The organism is Mesonia sp. K4-1, from assembly GCF_008017825.1.
Lineage (GTDB): Bacteria > Bacteroidota > Bacteroidia > Flavobacteriales > Flavobacteriaceae > Mesonia.
Genome location: NZ_VRLS01000012.1, coordinates 375,703 through 391,383, shown reverse-complemented (window position 1 = coordinate 391,383; position 15,681 = coordinate 375,703). Strand labels below are relative to the sequence as shown.

Here is a 15,681-nt window from a genome sequence, read left to right as displayed (position 1 = left end):
AAATTCGTTTTGAAAAAACACATTGGTCTTTATTTTGGAACTTTCAATCCTATTCACGTTGGACATCTCGCCATTGCCAATCATATTGCAGAATTCTCTAATGTAGATGAAGTTTGGCTGGTTGTTACCCCTCATAATCCGCACAAAAAGAAAAGCAGCCTTCTACCCGATTATGATCGTTTAGAAATGGTGCATAGAGCGACAGAAGATTATACAAAGTTAAGACCTTCAGATATAGAATTTTCTTTGCCTCAACCTAATTATACAACCAATACATTAGTCCATCTAGAAGAAAAATATCCCAATTATTCATTCTCATTGATTATGGGAGAAGATAACTTACAAAGTCTTCCTAAATGGAAGAATTATGAAGTCATTCTAGAGCGTTATCAATTGCTAGTTTACCCAAGAGTATATAAATTAAAAGAAACATCCGCTTTAGCTAATCACGATAAAGTGACTCATATAAAAGCTCCCATCATGGAAATTTCTTCTACCTTCATTAGAAACACAATTAAAGAAGGCAAAAATATTCGTCCGTTATTACCCGCAGCGGTTTGGAAGTATATTGATGAAATGGGGTTTTATCTATAAAAAAGAGCCGCTTACCTTAAAAAGTAAACGGCTCTTCAACTAAATAACCAACCAAAAAATCTTTAAGGATAACGTGAGCATCTTTGGTTAAATTGCACATTTAAATTATAAATAGTGTTAAAGTTGGTTTTCCCTCCTGTGAGTTAAATTTCAAACCCTATTTAATTTTGTATTTTTGTTTTCAAGAAACCAATTCTATGAAGAAAGACTCAAAATTTGCTGTCATTGGAGGTGGTAGTTGGGCAACAGCTATTACAAAGATGTTATGTGAAAATGTACAAACGGTAAGTTGGTACATGCGCAACCAAGACGCAATAGAACATATACAAAAAGAAGAACACAACCCAAATTACTTAAGCTCGGTAGAGTTTGATGTTACTCAATTAAATTTAACCAATGATATAAATATCGCTGTCGCGGAAGCAGACTATATTGTGTTTGCAATTCCATCGGCTTTTTTAAAAACCGAATTAGATCAACTTACCGTATCCTTGAAAAACAAACTCATTTTTAGCGCTATTAAAGGAATAGTACCCGAAAGTAGTTTAATTGTTGGAGAGCATTTTCATAAAACATATGGTATCCCTTTTGAACAAATTGGAGTAATTACAGGCCCATGTCACGCAGAAGAAGTCGCTTTAGAAAGACTTTCTTACCTTACTATCGCTTGTTCTAATGAAGACAATGCCAAATTTTTAGCAGATCATCTAAGCAATCACTATATTAAATGTAAGACTAGCGAAGACATTATTGGGACAGAATATGCCGCTATGCTTAAAAACATCTATGCTATCGCTGCAGGTATTGCACACGGTTTAGGTTATGGTGATAACTTTCAAAGTGTTTTAATGAGTAACGCTATAAGAGAAATGAAGCGTTTTATTAAAAAAACGTATAAGATGAAACGAAATATTAATGATTCTGCTTATTTAGGAGATCTATTGGTTACAGGTTATTCGGTTTTTAGCCGCAATAGAATGTTTGGAAATATGATTGGGAAAGGCTACACCGTAAAAAGCGCTCAAATGGAAATGAGTATGATTGCAGAAGGTTACTACGCTACAAAAAGCGCCTACCATATCAATAAAGACAAAGGGAAGAAAAAAGCGAAAACGCCAATAATCAATGCGGTTTACGAAGTATTGTATGAACAAAAAAACCCTAAGAAAGTCTTTTTAAAACTTACCGATAAATTAGATTAATTCCGCGAAAGCGTAAAAATTATTATTTGAAAAATACAGCTTTAAAAGGTGGAATCTTAGTAGCTCTAGGAGCCTCTAGCTACGGAATGCTTACCACATTTGTAAAAATGGCTTATGAAGAAGGTTTCACTACCTACGAAGTCACATTTGCACAACTTCTTATAGGGTTTTTGGGACTTACAGTTCTTAATCTTTTTTACAAAGGAAAGAAAAGGGAACATTCTATTCCTACTTCAAGAAAAAGTGTCCTTAAATTAATTTTAGCTGGAAGCTCATTAGGCCTTACCAGTATTTTTTATTATTTGGCTGTGCAATACATCACAGTTTCTATTGGCATCGTTTTACTAATGCAGAGTGTGTGGATGGGCGTTGCATTAGATGCTATTATTCACAAAGAAAAACCGACCCCGTTAAAAGTATTAGCTGTGTTTATTATTTTAGCAGGAACTTTATTAGCTACTAATGTTTTATTTGAAAGGTTTGAGCTAGATATTAGAGGAATAATGTTTGGTCTTTTAGCGGCTGCTTCTTACACCATAACTATTTATAGTTCTAATACTGTATCTACTGAGCTGCCTTCTCTTGTAAGAAGTAAATGGATGATGTTAGGTGGGTTAATCATTGTAAGTGTAATTACTTTACCTACATTAATACAAGAATTTAATCTCGAAATATTTTATGTGTGGGGACCTATTTTAGCTTTGTTCGGTACAATTTTACCTCCGTTGTTTCTTACTACAGGTATGCCAAAATTAAATGTAGGAATAGGGGTTATAATAACTTCTATAGAGTTACCAGTAGCTGTTTGTATGGCTTACCTTTTATTAAATGAAGTGGTTACGCTTCCGCAATGGTTGGGTATTATACTCATTTTATTTTCTATTGTAGTAATGAATCTAAAAACCGCTAAAAAAGCCTTATAATTTTTGAAATGTAGTGAGGAATTATTTTGCTAAAATTCCTTTCTCTTTCATCACCGGAAGCTCTGTTCGTTTAGATTCTTTAATACTTTGTTTTGGGAATAAGAAATTTTGGTGTAAAAATCCTTTTTCCGAAAAGAAAGAAACCGAAAACTCATTATTAATTTCAAATAGATCGGGCTGAAGTAATTCTACTTTTGCGTAAGACTTTGCTGGAAGAAGCTTTAGATTATGTCTAAAAGTGGAGGTTATTTTATTACCATCAAATCCTTTAGAAACAATAAGTACAGTTTCTAAAGGATAGTTATTTTCATTAATTATATAAGTGTTCCAATCATCCATTTGAAACTCTTTATTATATTCTTTTACCGCAGCAATATATACGCCTTCTACCGGTGTTATTTGAATGTCTTTCTTCAAAACTTAATCGTTTAAACGGTGCTTAATTTTGTAATAAATTACACTCAGGATTATGGCAGCAATACCTAATAATATTAAGCCTACTGTAATTTTAATTACTGCAACAATAAAAGTTACATAAAGGATTAAACCTAAGATAAAAAGAACCAATATTAAAAAGCCTGCTTTTTTCATTATAAAACCGATTTAAATTGTTTTAAGAAACGTACGTCATTTTCATAGAACATTCTAATATCTCCTATTTGATAAAGTAACATAGCGATACGCTCTATTCCCATACCAAAAGCAAAACCAGAATATTCATTAGGATCTATATTACAATTCTTAAGTACGTTAGGATCTACCATTCCGCAGCCCATAATTTCTAGCCAACCTGTTCCTTTTGTGATTCTATAATCGGTTTCAGTTTCTAAGCCCCAGTAAATATCTACTTCGGCACTAGGTTCTGTAAAAGGAAAATAAGAAGGCCTTAAACGTATTTTAGACTTTCCAAAAAGTTGTTTGGTAAAATAAAGTAAGGTTTGTTTTAGATCTGCAAAACTCACGTCTTTATCAATATAAAGTCCTTCAACTTGATGAAAAATACAATGAGAACGAGAAGAAATAGCCTCATTTCTAAAAACTCTTCCAGGTGAAATGGTTCTTATTGGCGGCTTATTATCTTCCATATAGCGCACTTGCACGCTAGATGTGTGTGTTCTTAATAAAATATCTTGAGGATTGGTTTGTATAAAAAACGTATCCTGCATATCTCTTGCTGGATGATATTCTGGTAAATTTAAAGCTGTAAAATTATGCCAGTCATCTTCAATTTCTGGCCCTTCAGAAACATTGAAACCTATATTTGAGAAGATTTCAATAATTTGATTTTTTACAATAGAAATAGGATGTCTAGAACCAATCTCAATCGCTTCACCTGGTCGGGATAAATCTCCGTAAATTCCTTTCTCCTCAGTCTGATTCTCTAGCCACTCCTTTAGCTCATCTACTTTCGCTTGCGCGGAATTCTTTAGCTGATTAATGGTTTGACCAAATTCTTTTTTTTGATCGTTAGGAACGTTTTTAAATTCTGCAAAGAACTCATTTAACAAACCTTTCTTACCCAAAAATTTAATTCTGAAGGCTTCAATTTCTTCAGCAGTTTTCCCCTGAAAATTTTCTACTTCAGTAATATAATCTTTAATCTTCTGAATCATCTTCTCGTAAATTAAGTTTGCAAAGTTAAGAAAAAGAAATAAGCCTTTTTCAATATCTTCACTAGCTTTTATTTTATATAACCTTTCTCAACAAAGTATTGTACTATAGCTTCTTTCATCATTACCGATTGTTCCCCTGGCTTTAAAACAGGTAAATTTTCAATGGTATTGTAATGCGGCCACCCATCCTCATCTATATAGTCAAACTCATAATACCCATAAGGTTCTAATAGTCTGCATATAGCAATATGCATAAGATCTACTTTATGGTCTTTTTTAAATTTTCTATGAATTTGTCCTAATTCCTGAACTCCAATTAGGTATATAATAGCATCGAGATCTAGAGTTTCTCCATCGGCAAATTGTTTAGATAATTTTGCCTGTACTGTCTCCCATCTCATCTTTAATTCTTCGTCTCTTATCATATCGCAAAGATAAGAACTTACTTTTTGAAATTAAGCTATATTTGAAGTATGAATGTTATAGATATTATTTTAGGAATTATACTTCTCTTTGGACTTATAAGAGGAGTAATGAGAGGATTTATTATTGAGCTTGCTTCTTTAGTTGCTTTAATTGTAGGTGTTTATGGAGCTATACATTTTAGCTACTTTGCGTTTGACTTCTTACAGAACCAATTTGATTGGGATGAACAATATATACAGCTTACAGCTTTTGCTATAACCTTTATACTTATCGTGATTTTTGTATTGTTAATAGGAAAACTACTCACAAAACTTGTTGGAGCTATAGCCTTAGGTATCGTTAACCGAATACTTGGAGGCCTCTTTGGACTTTTAAAAGTGGCATTTATAACTAGCGCTCTTATAATGTTTATAAGCAGCTTTAATGATAAGGCTAATTTTATTGAAAAAGAGAAATTAAAAAAATCTATATTATACAGACCTATTGAACTCATTGCTCCCACGTTTTTACCTCAAATACTTAGCAAAGTTGATCTAGAGATGGAAAAAAACAACTTGTAATTAGCAATATTTAATAAAGTTTTAGAGACACAACCAAACTATAGATACTATGAAAAAATCAATGTTCTTTTTCTTCACTATATATTTAATATTAATATCTTGTAATAGTGATGATGATAATTATAAAAAACAATCTTTGATAGGAAATTGGAAGTTAATTGAAACTTACGGTTCTTATGGTGGTGAATTACCTCACTGGTCTACTGTATCTGATGGTTATTTATATGAGTTCAAATCAGACAATAGTTTATATTCTGATGAATATCTTTGTGAAGGTAACTATCTAATTCTTCAAAATAATAAAATAAAGATGCATTTTGACTGCAATGAAAGTCAAATACTTGCCATGTACGATATTTATTTAGATAAAGAGTTCTTAATATTAACACCAAACCCTTCTAGTTGCGATGAGGGTTGTGCAGAAAAGTTCGAAAAGATTAATTAATATCCTGTTAAACAAATCAAGTTCAACAATTTGTGACACCGAGTAAATTAGGTAAAACAAATTATAAGGTTCACAAAAACAAAAAAAGCTACCTAAATTCATAGGTAGCTTTTTTTATATAAAATTATCTGGTTATTACAGCATCTCTACTTTTCCTGTTTTTAAGGAATAAACACCACCAACAATTTTAATTTCACCATTCGCTTCCATTTCATTCAAAATAGAGCTTTTTTCTCTAATTCTATTCATGGTAAGCTCTACGTTTTTCTCAACTACAGCCTGAACAAACTCTGGATTTTTAGAAGATTTTTCTCCTTCAACTTCCACTCCGTTTACTGCTGGTTTAATATTCTCTAACATAGAAGTGATATTACCAAGCTCCACTCCATCACAAGCAGCACTTACAGCACCACAACTTTCGTGACCTATAACAAATACTAATTTACTTCCAGCAACTTTACAGGCATACTCCATACTTCCAATAATATCAGTATTTTCAAAATTTCCTGCTACTCTAGAAACAAAAATATCTCCAATAGCCTGATCTAATACTGTTTCTACAGGGACACGGCTATCTACACAAGATAATATTATTGCTTTAGGATTTTGACCTCCAGTTGCACTTTCAACTAAAGATTTATTGCTTTTATGGTTTAATTTATCTGTAACAAATCTTTCATTTCCACTTAGCAAGTCATTTAAAACTTGGTCTGGAGTCATTTCATTTTGTTCACTCTTGGTAATTATTTTATTAATTTCCATAACCTTTAGGGCTTTATATTTTTAATTATTTTATGCTATTTTTTTCTTTTCCTTTTCGAAGAACTCTTTGTAACTAGATGGATTTTCAATAGTTCCTCTTTCTGAAATTATCTTAATTGTGATATTCTTTTCTTTGGCTCTTACAGAAAATTCATCCAGTATTTCTACGATGTCATGATCTAGGTTCTTTGTTTTAGTAACGTCTAATTCTAGGTAAGCGTTTTCTGGCAAACTATGAAGTTCTCTAGAGATAGCTCCTTTGTTTAAGAAAGTTACTTCTTCCGCTAAGGTCATTTTAAACTTACCATCATTTACATCGTACCCTTCTTTATGTAAGAAGTGTGAATTCTTATAACTGTTAAGCAAGATAACAATTATACCTACAGCAAGTCCTAATCCTATTCCTATTAACAAATCTGTAAATACAATACCTACTATAGTTACAATAAATGGAATAAATTGACTTTTTCCTAAGCTAAACATTTGTTTAAACAATGCTGGTTTTGCCAATTTATAACCTACAATTAATAAAATAGCGGCCAAAACTGCTAATGGTATTTTATTTAATAGAAACGGAATTGTAATCACAGACAATAGAATTAAGAAACCGTGAAAAATAGCAGAAAATTTTGATTGTCCTCCTGATTGAATATTAGCAGAGCTTCTTACAATTACTTGAGTAATTGGTAAACCTCCAATAAGTCCTGAAACTATGTTTCCTGTTCCCTGCGCAAAAAGTTCTCTGTTAGTCGGAGTTATACGCTTTTGCGGATCTAATTTATCTGTAGCTTCTACACATAATAAGGTTTCTAAACTCGCTACAATGGCAATAGTAGCTCCTGCAATCCAAATTTGAGGATTAGTAATAGCTCCAAAATTAGGAAAGGTAAACTGACCAAAAAAATCAGCTGCACTTTCTGGTACAGGAACTTGTACTAAATGCTCTGGAGAAATAGCTAAATTTCCAGTTCCTACCATAGTAATTTGGTAAATAACTCCCGCCGCTACAGCAACTAATGGCCCTGGAATGATCGTAAAAATTTTATGTTTTTTACTTAGTACTTTTTCCCACAATAATAATATTACTAATGAAATTACTGTCACCAAAATAGCTCCTGGGGATACATAATCTAACATATTTATAAGCTCAGAAAATGTGTTTTCTCCATCAGCTTGAGAAAAAGCTAAGTCTCCTTCATAATCCTTATCATAACCAAAAGCGTGAGGTATCTGTTTTAAAAATATAATGATACCAATACCTGCCAGCATTCCTTTAATTACCGAAGAAGGAAAATAATATCCAATAACTCCAGCTTTTAAAACACCTAATAGTAATTGTAAAACACCTCCAATAACAACAGCAACTAGAAAATTTTCAAAACCTAATGATGCAATTGCTCCAAGAACAATTACTGCAAGTCCTGCTGCAGGACCACTCACTCCTAATTGAGAGCCACTAATAGACCCTACTACAATTCCTCCTACGATTCCTGCAATTAATCCAGAAAAAAGAGGGGCTCCACTCGCCAATGCAATTCCTAAACATAATGGAAGTGCAACAAAAAAGACTACCACACTAGCTGGTATGTCTTTGTTTAAATTTTTAAACATAATAATATATGAATTTTAGAGGTATTAGATAAATACCTCAACTTAATTTTTTAATAATTTCTACGGAAAAAATTAAGCTAATTCGGGAGGAGGAGAAACCAATTTACTATGAACAGAAGAGGTTCCAAGTAAATAAAAGAAATCAAAAGAAATTTTAGTTTGATCAAAAAATGCAAAATCATTGAAAGTTTTTGGAACCAATTTCCAACTCATATTTGAACAACCTTCTTTTTCTCCTTTATGATTTTCTTCTTCTTCGGCTAAACTAAAAACATAAGAAACGTCTGCATCACGCTCAATTAGCGTCACAACCGTAGGTGTAGCAAGAAATGCTAAAAATACGCTTATAAAAAAATATGCAAATAACTTCATGTTCATTTATTGTTTTGCAAAAATACTATTTTTTAAATTTTCTACTGTTAAATCGTTATTAAATATACTACAAGGGTTTTAAGGATTCTTGTTTTAACCAACCCTGTCTACCGTCACTTATTTCTAGTTTATAAAAACCATTAAAGCTATCTAGTAATTTAACTTTAGTGCCTTCATGCAATAAAAAAGCTTCAGAAGCTTTTGGGTTAGGCTCTGCTTTAATAGAAGCTTCTTCAGAAAAAACAATAGCAAAATTTTCGTTTAATGCATTATTTTGCTGAATGAAAGAAAAAGCAAATGAAAAAATAAATAATATAACTCCTAGTATGGAAGCTGTAAATAAAATTCGTTTAGTTATTGATTTTACTGAAAAGTAATACCCAATAAAAAATACAACGAAAATCAAAATACTTATCACAGCAATTTGTGCCCACCCGTCTGCACTAAATGAGCCAATCGTATTTTCTTTAATTTTTTGAAACCCTGTAGGTGCTGCTTTTTCTATCGCATCTATAGTCATGTTATTGGCAAACGCTAAATTGTTTTGTGCATCCTCATGATTAGGGTCTAATTTTAACGCCTTCTCATAATAGTAAATACTCGGTGCAATATGATCTAATTTATAATGGGCATTGGCCATATTATAATACAATGCGACAGATTCTTGCTTTCCTTCTAAAATCTGTTCATACTTACTTATGGCGGCTTCATAATTTCCGTTAGCATAATCTTGAGTAGCTTTTTCAAAAGTAGCCTTATAATCTTGCCCTAACACACTTAAAGAAAAACTCAAAAAACAAAGGAATAATATCTTTTTCATGACTTAAAGGTCTTTATCTATTAAGGATAATACTTGAGCAGCTTTTTCATAATCTTGCTCCATCGAGGCTTGTGATGATGGACTATATCTTGCCATTTCACAATTTTGTAGTAACTGAATAAAATCATTTATAGTCATCTCTTTTATTCCTTTTTCTCTTAAGATCACCTTAATTCTATCCTTACTCATTTCACTAGTTTGAATAGACAGCTTTGCTTTTAAAAAATTGTGTAAAGATTTTTCTAGAGCTAAGTAAAATGCACTTGGATTACCAATGTTTTTCTTAGCTTCAGAAAGGTATTTTTTGGCTAATTTATCTGCCTTTTTAACTCGATTACCTGCTACATCATTCAATCTTTCTTTTCTTTTCTTACCAAATAATATGGTTAAAGGAATAGCGAGAAGAGGTAATAATATTAATAACCAAAACCACAAACTTTTAAAGAATCCTTTTTCTCCTATAGGTTTTAAATTAGCGTCTAATTGAATGTACCTAAATTGATTTCCTTTAGATATTACTTCTTGCTTATTTGAAGTACTTGCTGTAGAATTATTAGGCACAGAAGCCACTGGACCATTTTCTACATTTATCATTAATTCTCTAGAGCTCAACACCTTGTAAGACTCACTATTTACATCAAAATAAGAGAAGTTTACTGGTTCTATTGGGTATTTTCCTTTTTGCTGCGGAACTATCGTGTAGGTATCTGTAATACTACCAAAAACCCCATTATTATTAGTTCTCGTATCTTCAATATGTTCTGGCTCATAAACTTCAAGGGAAGCTGGTAAGCTTAATTTAGGCAATTGAAAAAGCATTAAATTCCCGTTACCGGAAACTTTTACTTTTGCCTCTAGAGATTCTGTAGCGTCTAAGCTTTGTTTATTGGTGGTTACACTAAAATTGAAGCTTCCTACCGCTCCGGTAAAATTAGCCGGTTTACCGGTTTGCGGAAGCGGTTTTACATCAATCTCTTTTGTACTTGCAGATATTCTTTTTTGCACCGTTTCATATAACCTTCTTCCAAAAATATCTCTACGATCTGAAGGAACTTCTACCGAAACCGATAAGGTTAAAGGTTCTATGGTAAGTTTACCTGTCTTTTGAGGATATAGTATTGTTTTTCTTAGCGCAACATAGCGGTAAGGTTCACCCAAGTAAGTACCATCTTTTACGTCTAATCGAGAAATATCTATATTTTCGCTCCAAAAATCAGCAAATTTAGGATTATCTACTGGTCGCCACTGGCTCACATTAATATCTGGACTTACATATAAAATGTATTCTACACTTATTCCTTCGTTTAAATACGGGTTTTCATTAGAAACTTTGGTTACTAAATGAATACTTTGAGAAGCAATTATTTCTGCATTATTACCATCGGTTGGGGTATCTACTGCGGCAACAACATTTATATTAATAGGAGTGGTTTTGTAAGTCTTCCCTTCTATTAAAATTTCAGCTTGACCTATGGTAAACTTACCTCTCGCATTTGGTTGTAAATAATAACCGTAAGATTTTTGGTATGTTCTTTTACCATTGATCCAACTGTTGCTAATGGATTGATAAGGTCCTCCAACCACCGTAAAATTGGTGAAGTTTGGCGGATTAAAATTATCCCCATCTTGATTCATTTTAAAATCTACACGTAGGCGTTCATTAACACCAATAGTGGTTCGGCTAACTTCTGCTTCAAATTTTACTTGTGCTAAAGTGATTTGGCAAATAAAAAAGCCGATTATAGCAACTACAAACTTACTTTTCATTACCAGTCCTTTTCTGTTCTAACTTTTCTACCTTTTGCTTTTTGAGCATTGATCTTATCTTGAATTTCTTTCTCTTGATTTTCCATCGCTTCTAGCAAGTTTTTAATTTGCTGAGGAGAAAGTTGTCCTTTTGCTTGTTGTGGTTTTTGATCTTTAGGCTGATCACCTTTTTCTTGAGAAGGATCTTTAGGTTGCTCTTCTTTCTTTTGATCGCCTTCATCTTGCTTTTTATCTTCGCTTTGATCTTCCTTATCTTTTTGGTCGCCCTCATCTCCTTTTTCTTTATCCTCACCTTGATCTTTTTTATTCTCGCCTTCGTCTTTTTTATCCTGGTCTTGTTGATCTTTTTGATCTTCTTTATCTTGATTTTGATCCTTGTCTTGATCTTGGTTTTGATCCTGCTCTTGCTGTTCTTTTTCTAGCATCTTTTTTGCTAAAGCCAAGTTATATCTAGTTTGATCATCTTTTGGATTATTACGAAGTGCATTTTTAAAAGCTTCTACGGCTTCTTCATATTTTTTTTGCTTCATAAAAGCGTTTCCTTGATTGTGGTAAGCTTTGTGTTTTAAGGCTTTACTTTGAGAAGTCTCACTGGCTTGTTTTAATCTAGGAGTAGATTCTCCTTCTTTATCTTTTGCGTAATATAGATTGCCCAAATTGTACTTCGCTTCGGCGTTGGTCGGATCTTTAGCAATGGCTTTTCGGTAGTTGGCTTCCGCTTGAGCGAAATTATTTTCAGAAAGAGATTCTTGAGCCTCGGCAGCAAAAACTCTAGCTTCTTTTTGTGCTTTTTTTGTATTTTCTTGTGCAGAAATGATTCCGCTGAAAAGCGAAAAAATAAAAACTCCTACTAATTTTATGTAGTTTATTGAAACCTTTTTACGCTGCATTTTTATCTTTCTTTTCATTAAACAAATTAAGTTGGGTAACCCAAGCTGTTTTTCTCTCTAATAAGAATACATCTAATACTATAAAAAGTATGCCAAAAGCAATAAACCACTGAAATTGATCTTTATAAGCAGCATATTGTTTGGTCTCGAACTCGGTTTTTTCTAAAGAATTAAGCGCTTCTGTCACTTTGTCTAGCACTTCTTTAGTATTAGTACCGTCTATGTAAACTCCGTTTGCTTCTTCTGCAATTTCCTGTAACGTAGCTGCATCTAGCCTTGTGATGACCGTCTCGCCATTTGTATCTTTCTTGTAGCTTTGTGTAACTCCGTTTCTTTTTATAGGTATGGTTCCTCCTTTTTGAGTTCCTACACCAATAGTAAAAATTCTAATTCCTTTTTCTTCGGCTTCATTTAAAACCTCTTCTATTTCTCCCCCGTGATTTTCTCCATCACTCAAAATAAATAAAACTCTACTGGTTTGAGATTCGTCATTATAATAGGTTTCTGCCAATTGGATGGCTTCTCCTATGGCTGTTCCTTGACTTGAAACCATATCTGTATTCATGGCCTGTAAAAATAGTTTTGCCGAACCATAATCTGTCGTAATAGGCAACTGGGGAAAGGCAGATCCTGCATAAGCGATAATCCCTATACGGTCACTGGCTAAATTGTTGATGATCTGTGTAACCAATTGTTTAGATTTCTCTAGTCTATTGGGTGCAATATCTTCGGCAAGCATACTTTTAGAGACGTCGACTGCGAAAACCACATCTACTCCTTCTCGTTTAAGAGTTTCTGTTTTAGAACCTATTTTTGGATTGACTAATGCAAGTACAAAACAGGCAAAAGCCAGCGATAATAAAATCACTTTTAATAAAGGTTTGAATATCGATTTATCTGGGCTTAATTTTTCTAAGAAAGAACTTTCTGCAAATTTCTTTTGCGTTTTTTTCTTCCAAATAACTTGCGCTACATAAACCAGCAACACCAGTGGTATTACCAATAATAACCAAAAATATATTTTCTCTTCTAATACCAACATTTATACAAAACTTCTAAAAATAGTATTTTTTAATACAAGCTCGATCAATAACAACAAACCTGCTAACAATAATAATGGTCTATATTTCTCATCATAGTTATAGTATTTAAACTCTTCTATGTCTGTTTTCTCTAGTTTATTGATTTCATCATAAATCGCCTCTAACTTTTCATTATTGGTAGCTCTAAAATATTTTCCTCCTGTTTTTTGAGCAATTTCCTGAAGAAGAGCTTCATCAATTTCAACTTTTACACTACCATATCTTAATTGTCCGTTTCTACTCATAGATATAGGTCCAAGTGCCATACCGTTAGTTCCTAATCCTATGGTGTAGGTTTTTATATTATATTCCATCGCCAATTCGGTAGCGATTTTAGGATCTATAAAACCTGAGTTATTCACACCATCGGTCATCAAAATAATCACCTTGCTTTTGGCTTTACTTTCTTTTAATCGGTTAACCGAAGTTGCTAATCCCATCCCTATGGCAGTTCCGCTTTCGAGCAAATTATTATACTCTATACTCTGTAAAGCTTCTAATACAATTCTTTTGTCACTGGTAATTGGAGTTTTGGTATAGCTTTCTCCTGCATATTCTACCAAACCAATGCGGTCGCTAGGTCTTTGTTTTACAAACTCTGCTGCGACCTCTTTTAAAGCTTCTAAACGATTGGGCTTTAAATCTCTTGCCAACATACTTGCTGAAACATCTATTGCGATAACAATATCTATCCCTTGTGTTGTGTTGGTTTTTGTAGAAACATCTACAGTTCTAGGTCTTGCCATAGCGGTAATTAATAAAGCAAGTGCCAATAAACGTAAGACGAACAACAAAGGTTTTAGCTTGGGTAAAATACCTTGTTTTACCTTAAAACCCTTTATACTCGATATTTTAACCGCTGCGGTTTGTTTATTTCTTTTCCAGATATACCATAGAATGAGTATGGGTAATAGCAGAAATAGCCAAAACCATTGGGGATGCTCAAATGTGATATTATTAAAGTTGAACATTATTCTTCTTTTATCTTTAATTCTATAGAATTGATGATTCTATTTGTTATCTCTTCCGCGGCAGCGTTATCTTTTTCATACACTAACATAAGCTGTTCAAAAGCTCCATTATATCCAAAATTAAGAATGGTATATGATTTCTGAATAGTACGATCTTGTAACACAGGGTTTTTGATTTTAAAGCTTCCGAAAATTTTGATCCCTTCTGCCCCATTTACCGTTGTAAATTCTTCGTTTTTCATAAGAATATTGGTGGCTCCTTTATTTTCAAAATCGGTATAAACTGCTTCGATAGATTTATCTAAATCAAATTCTTTCTTTTCTGGAAAGTTCACCAAGCTTAGGTTAATGTAATATTCTCCTAAAATGCTACCATAAGAGAAGCTCTCTATTATCGCTCCCGTTTGGGCTTGTGGTAAAGTATCTTGCTGCATATTACGCACTAAGACTTTTGGGGTAATGACAGAAACTGCTGGATTGCCGTACTCACTTTGTATCCATTCTCCTTTTAATAGATCTTTAGACGGACTTCCTAAAATATTATCTTGCACATAATCCCAACCTTTTAGACCTACAAAACCAATAGCACTTACCACCAAAATTGCTAAACCTGCAACTACACTAATAAGAATGGTTTTTCTTTTTCTTCTCTTGGCGACAGCTTCTCTATAAGCTTGATCTTTTAGTAACTCTTCTTCGGTAGGCTCTGGGATTGCTTCTTTAAAAGCGAAGATGTTATGTTCTACCGTTTGCCTATCAGATTTTGCGGTGATTTTATCCATAGAGAAACCTGCAAACTTTATAAGATCTGCACGTTTTAAAACTTCTTCAAGTTTTGTAATTTCCTCTTTGCTTAAGCGTAATTTATTTTCTTGAGTTAAAGCATTTAGGCGAGCAACAAGTTCGGCAGTTGTACTCTCTAAAGCTCTATCATCTATTTTTTCATCAATATAACGACGTATGGCTTCCGTTAAGGAAGAATAATAGGCTTTTATTTGTCCGCTTTCTAATTGCTGACTTTCGTCTAATTGCTTTAGAGTGAGCATCGCTTTTTCAAAAGGAGGGATTTTTTGCGCTGCTTCGGTTTTCTTTTTATTTCTTCTCCATAATAAAAATACTAGTCCGCCAATAATCACTAAGGTTATCAACAACCACCAAACCCAATCGGCCACTTGAAAAGGCTTATCTACTTGTATAGAAGGCTTAACCGGATATAGTTTTTGCTTGGTCGTATCTACCGCAACATCTCTAACCTCAACCAGCAAAGAATCGGTAAAAAAAGCTTTATAATTAATGAGAATACGCTGTCGCGGAATGGTATATTTACCCGAATCAAACTGAGTAAGTGCATATTCTTTTAAAAGTTTAAAATTACGTTGATTGATAGTTGTATCAATAGCTGAAGCTTCTACATTTTCTAGCGGCATAAAGGTTTGACCTTCGGGAAAGACCACTAAATTAGTCGTATCTGTTTCTACCTCAATTTTGTATTTTATTTGTTCTCCTATTTGAATAGAAGAACTATCAATGCTCGAAGAAACGGTTTGAGCTTGTGTATGCTGATTTATGAGTAAAAGAAATAAGGAAAAAACCAATACTAATGTTTTCCCTATATTTTGAAAGGTTTTTTTATTTATCATTTT

At 33.0% G+C, this 15,681-nt stretch carries 18 protein-coding genes; 5 read left to right on the top strand and 13 right to left on the bottom strand.

Going from position 1 to position 15,681, the window contains the following annotated elements:
- The first annotated feature begins 9 nt into the window (after positions 1 to 9).
- The 3 genes from nadD (at position 10) to FT986_RS03010 (ending at position 2,719) form a co-directional block, all read left to right on the top strand.
- Positions 10 to 594, top strand: a complete 585-nt coding sequence (gene nadD / locus FT986_RS03020) for a nicotinate (nicotinamide) nucleotide adenylyltransferase (protein WP_147863773.1) — start codon at positions 10 to 12, stop codon at positions 592 to 594.
- Positions 595 to 791: 197 nt separating this feature from the next.
- On the top strand, positions 792 to 1,796 hold the full coding sequence (locus FT986_RS03015) for an NAD(P)H-dependent glycerol-3-phosphate dehydrogenase (protein ID WP_147863772.1): 1,005 nt from the start codon (positions 792 to 794) through the stop codon (positions 1,794 to 1,796).
- 26 nt (positions 1,797 to 1,822) lie between these two features.
- The gene (locus FT986_RS03010; protein WP_147863771.1) at positions 1,823 to 2,719 is read left to right on the top strand and encodes a DMT family transporter; all 897 of its coding nucleotides are present in this window, start codon (positions 1,823 to 1,825) and stop codon (positions 2,717 to 2,719) included.
- Positions 2,720 to 2,740: 21 nt separating this feature from the next.
- Here FT986_RS03010 and FT986_RS03005 read toward each other — a convergent pair whose 3' ends face one another.
- The 4 genes from FT986_RS03005 to FT986_RS02995 form a co-directional block, all read right to left on the bottom strand.
- Positions 2,741 to 3,136, bottom strand: coding sequence for a hypothetical protein (locus tag FT986_RS03005; RefSeq protein WP_147863770.1), 396 nt, complete (start codon positions 3,134 to 3,136; stop codon positions 2,741 to 2,743).
- 3 nt (positions 3,137 to 3,139) lie between these two features.
- Entirely contained in the window at positions 3,140 to 3,310 is a 171-nt protein-coding gene (locus FT986_RS15850; RefSeq protein WP_187248558.1) for a hypothetical protein, read from the bottom strand.
- Entirely contained in the window at positions 3,310 to 4,332 is a 1,023-nt protein-coding gene (gene pheS, locus FT986_RS03000) for a phenylalanine--tRNA ligase subunit alpha (RefSeq protein WP_147863769.1), read from the bottom strand. The genes FT986_RS15850 and pheS overlap by 1 nt, the downstream gene beginning before the upstream one ends.
- 68 nt (positions 4,333 to 4,400) lie before the next feature.
- On the bottom strand, positions 4,401 to 4,757 hold the full coding sequence (locus FT986_RS02995) for a hypothetical protein (RefSeq protein WP_147863768.1): 357 nt from the start codon (positions 4,755 to 4,757) through the stop codon (positions 4,401 to 4,403).
- 48 nt (positions 4,758 to 4,805) lie between these two features.
- Between FT986_RS02995 and FT986_RS02990 the strand changes: the two genes are divergently transcribed.
- A complete protein-coding gene (locus FT986_RS02990) occupies positions 4,806 to 5,318 on the top strand; it encodes a CvpA family protein (RefSeq protein WP_147863767.1) in 513 nt (170 codons plus the stop codon).
- 136 nt (positions 5,319 to 5,454) lie between these two features.
- Complete coding sequence (locus FT986_RS02985; RefSeq protein WP_147863766.1) at positions 5,455 to 5,763, top strand: hypothetical protein; 309 nt, start codon at positions 5,455 to 5,457, stop codon at positions 5,761 to 5,763.
- Between the two features lie 135 nt (positions 5,764 to 5,898).
- On the opposite strand, the gene FT986_RS02980 is transcribed toward FT986_RS02985, so the two are convergent.
- From FT986_RS02980 to FT986_RS02940, 9 genes are all read right to left on the bottom strand, one after another.
- Positions 5,899 to 6,525: a carbonic anhydrase family protein gene (locus FT986_RS02980; RefSeq protein WP_147863765.1), complete on the bottom strand. Its 627-nt coding sequence runs from the start codon at positions 6,523 to 6,525 to the stop codon at positions 5,899 to 5,901.
- A gap of 30 nt (positions 6,526 to 6,555) precedes the next feature.
- On the bottom strand, positions 6,556 to 8,136 hold the full coding sequence (locus tag FT986_RS02975; protein WP_147863764.1) for a SulP family inorganic anion transporter: 1,581 nt from the start codon (positions 8,134 to 8,136) through the stop codon (positions 6,556 to 6,558).
- A 72-nt stretch (positions 8,137 to 8,208) separates the two neighbouring features.
- Positions 8,209 to 8,508 (bottom strand): hypothetical protein, encoded by a 300-nt coding sequence (locus tag FT986_RS02970; protein ID WP_147863763.1) that lies wholly within the window; start codon positions 8,506 to 8,508, stop codon positions 8,209 to 8,211.
- Between the two features lie 67 nt (positions 8,509 to 8,575).
- A complete protein-coding gene (locus FT986_RS02965) occupies positions 8,576 to 9,328 on the bottom strand; it encodes a tetratricopeptide repeat protein (protein WP_147863762.1) in 753 nt (250 codons plus the stop codon).
- A 3-nt stretch (positions 9,329 to 9,331) separates the two neighbouring features.
- A complete protein-coding gene (locus FT986_RS02960) occupies positions 9,332 to 11,095 on the bottom strand; it encodes a BatD family protein (protein WP_147863761.1) in 1,764 nt (587 codons plus the stop codon).
- Positions 11,095 to 12,003 (bottom strand): tetratricopeptide repeat protein, encoded by a 909-nt coding sequence (locus FT986_RS02955; RefSeq protein WP_255505887.1) that lies wholly within the window; start codon positions 12,001 to 12,003, stop codon positions 11,095 to 11,097. The genes FT986_RS02960 and FT986_RS02955 overlap by 1 nt, the downstream gene beginning before the upstream one ends.
- Complete coding sequence (locus FT986_RS02950) at positions 11,975 to 13,027, bottom strand: VWA domain-containing protein (RefSeq protein WP_147863760.1); 1,053 nt, start codon at positions 13,025 to 13,027, stop codon at positions 11,975 to 11,977. The genes FT986_RS02955 and FT986_RS02950 overlap by 29 nt, the downstream gene beginning before the upstream one ends.
- Positions 13,028 to 14,038, bottom strand: a complete 1,011-nt coding sequence (locus FT986_RS02945; RefSeq protein ID WP_147863759.1) for a VWA domain-containing protein — start codon at positions 14,036 to 14,038, stop codon at positions 13,028 to 13,030.
- The gene (locus FT986_RS02940; protein WP_147863758.1) at positions 14,038 to 15,678 is read right to left on the bottom strand and encodes a DUF4381 domain-containing protein; all 1,641 of its coding nucleotides are present in this window, start codon (positions 15,676 to 15,678) and stop codon (positions 14,038 to 14,040) included. The genes FT986_RS02945 and FT986_RS02940 overlap by 1 nt, the downstream gene beginning before the upstream one ends.
- Positions 15,679 to 15,681: the final 3 nt, after the last annotated feature.

Coding starts and splice junctions, on each gene's coding strand:
- FT986_RS02945 (WP_147863759.1), bottom strand. CDS start 14,038: ATGTTCAACTTTAATAATATCACATTTGAGCATCCCCAATGGTTTTGG.
- FT986_RS02995 (WP_147863768.1), bottom strand. CDS start 4,757: ATGATAAGAGACGAAGAATTAAAGATGAGATGGGAGACAGTACAGGCA.
- FT986_RS02955 (WP_255505887.1), bottom strand. CDS start 12,003: ATGAAAAGAAAGATAAAAATGCAGCGTAAAAAGGTTTCAATAAACTAC.
- FT986_RS02950 (WP_147863760.1), bottom strand. CDS start 13,027: ATGTTGGTATTAGAAGAGAAAATATATTTTTGGTTATTATTGGTAATA.
- FT986_RS02975 (WP_147863764.1), bottom strand. CDS start 8,136: ATGTTTAAAAATTTAAACAAAGACATACCAGCTAGTGTGGTAGTCTTT.
- FT986_RS03015 (WP_147863772.1), top strand. CDS start 792: ATGAAGAAAGACTCAAAATTTGCTGTCATTGGAGGTGGTAGTTGGGCA.
- FT986_RS02940 (WP_147863758.1), bottom strand. CDS start 15,678: ATGATAAATAAAAAAACCTTTCAAAATATAGGGAAAACATTAGTATTG.
- FT986_RS02960 (WP_147863761.1), bottom strand. CDS start 11,095: ATGAAAAGTAAGTTTGTAGTTGCTATAATCGGCTTTTTTATTTGCCAA.
- FT986_RS02965 (WP_147863762.1), bottom strand. CDS start 9,328: ATGAAAAAGATATTATTCCTTTGTTTTTTGAGTTTTTCTTTAAGTGTG.
- FT986_RS02980 (WP_147863765.1), bottom strand. CDS start 6,525: ATGGAAATTAATAAAATAATTACCAAGAGTGAACAAAATGAAATGACT.
- FT986_RS02990 (WP_147863767.1), top strand. CDS start 4,806: ATGAATGTTATAGATATTATTTTAGGAATTATACTTCTCTTTGGACTT.
- pheS (WP_147863769.1), bottom strand. CDS start 4,332: ATGATTCAGAAGATTAAAGATTATATTACTGAAGTAGAAAATTTTCAG.
- FT986_RS15850 (WP_187248558.1), bottom strand. CDS start 3,310: ATGAAAAAAGCAGGCTTTTTAATATTGGTTCTTTTTATCTTAGGTTTA.
- FT986_RS02970 (WP_147863763.1), bottom strand. CDS start 8,508: ATGAAGTTATTTGCATATTTTTTTATAAGCGTATTTTTAGCATTTCTT.